This window comes from Synechococcus sp. R6-10, from assembly GCF_047461815.1.
Taxonomy (GTDB): domain Bacteria; phylum Cyanobacteriota; class Cyanobacteriia; order Thermostichales; family Thermostichaceae; genus Thermostichus.
Genome location: NZ_JANSHW010000569.1, coordinates 1 through 2,067 on the forward strand (window position 1 = coordinate 1; position 2,067 = coordinate 2,067).

A 2,067-nucleotide genomic window follows, 5' to 3' on the forward strand; every position below is an offset into this window, starting at 1 on the left:
GGCGGTGCTGCTCACCAAGTGGACAGGGGTGCTGTTTTTGCTGCTGCCTTTGGTGGGAGTTGCAGGTCAGGCCCTCTGGCGCTCTGGGAAAGCGGTGGGGTGGTGGAAAGGGATCCCTTGGCCGGCGCGGCTGGCCCACTTGGCCTTGGGGATGGGTGTGATGCTGCTTTTGTGCTGGCCCTGGTATGGGGCCAATTGGCTGTTTGTGCTCAGCAATGGCTGGGCTTACGCCGAGACTGCCCACTACTACATCACTTGCCCAGCGGGATCCCTGTGCTGGTGGACTGCCTACTTGCGCCTTTTGCCCCTGCAGATGAGCCCTTTTCTGTGTGGGCTGCCGCTGCTGAGCGGGTGGGGATCCCTGGACAGGCGAGAGGCAGTTTTGTGGGCCACCTACGGTTCGGGCTACCTTCTCTACACCCTGGTGGACATCAAAGATGTGCGCTTCACCCTACCTTTGCTGCCCCTCTTGGCGGTGTTATCAGCAGGCGGGATCCAAAAGGCTTGCCGGTGGTTGGAGGAACGCTGGGGTGCGTGGGCTTTGCAAAGGGGAGTCTGTGCAGGGCTAGTTCTGGGCTGCTTGGCCTTGGCCAATTTGGGTCGGCCCCTCACCCCAGGGGTGGCTCCTCTGTGGACGGGGATCCAAATGCATTGGCAGGGGCAGCACCCCACACAGGAGCTGACGCAGTGGATCCAATCCTTGATCCAGCCAGGCTTGACCACCACGCTGGGGGTTCTCCCCAACACAGAGCTGATCTCTTCCGAAACCCTCACCTACTTGGCGGCTCTTCAGCGCTGGCCGGTTACATTCCGCGCTGCTGGGCAAACCCCCTGGCCGGAGTTGGAGCTCTCCTTGCTGGATGGGTTTGTGGATGCCGAAGGGGAACAGGGAATTATTGGCCCTTATGGCCCGACTAAGGAGCAGATCCGGCAGCACCTGCGCAGCAGCCCAGACTGGCGACAAGATCCGGCGGTGGAGTTGCCTACGGTGGGTCGGCTGCACACTTACTTCCCTCGCTTTTCAAAGGTGACGGTACAGGAGTGGCCTCTTGAAGCTGGGGAGGTGGAGCTGGTGGAGGTTGAGACGCTGTCGGAGCTGGGGATCCCGGCCTGGAAGTTGCGCTGGCAAGGCCCAGCTCAGAACTTGGCCCAGACGCTGGTTTGGGCGCGGCTGGAAGACGGGCAAGGACGGGTTTTGGAGAAGCGGGCCTGGGTGTTGGGGCAGAATCGCCTGCAGCTCAACTCAACAGGCGGCTGGCTGGTGGAAGAGATCTTGACGCTGCCCACAACCGACTTCCCAAGAGGTGGCCTTCTCCACCTGGAATGGCAGTCGCCCAAAGGGATCCGCCATTCCCTACACCAATCCTGGAGAGGATCCCTGTCGAGCTTCCCGAAGGAGGGATCCCCCCTTGTAACGGATCCCTTGTTTCCTCTCCGCGAGGCGGCCAGAGCTGCTGCCGCTGGGGATCTGCAGGCCCTCTCCCTTTATCTCAATGCCTGGACAACCCTGCAATACCCGACTTTTTTGACGGATCCAGATCGCATCCTGGTACGGCAACTGCTGGAGGGGGAACGGCAACAGGCTGCTGCCCAAGGCCAACCGAGCCAGCAAATCCAGAGCCACTACCAACTGGGCTTGATGTTGGCGGTGCTGTTACAACCAGAAGCAGCTCAGTTGCATTTTCAACAGATCGTCGAGCTGGATCCGGAAGACGAGTGGGCGCGGGCTTACCTGGGGTTTTTGCGAGTATTGTTCACTCACGACTTTGAGGGGATCCGGGGGTTGCGACAAGAGCTCTCGGCTGTGCTTCAGCCTCTTTGCCGGAAAGCGGATTTGGATTGGGATTTGAATTGGATTTGTGCTGCTCTTTAGCCACAAAGTCCAGCTCCATTTGAGAAACCTGGGAAAGAAGAAAGTCGGCAAAAGCTTTGGCCACCACCGAAAGACGTTTAGAGCGCAAATAGACCAAATGCCAGAACCCCCGAATGGGAAACTCTTCCACATCCAAAATAGCCAGATGATGCTGCCACCCCCCCAAGGCCAACACATGCTGAGACAAAACCGAA

At 59.3% G+C, this 2,067-nt stretch carries 1 protein-coding gene; it reads left to right on the forward strand.

The features are described from left to right. Nucleotides 1–1,873 (forward strand): tetratricopeptide repeat protein (locus NW837_RS13955; protein ID WP_414332203.1); only part of this gene is annotated, 1,873 nt, incomplete at its 5' end. Nucleotides 1,874–2,067 lie beyond the last annotated feature (194 nt).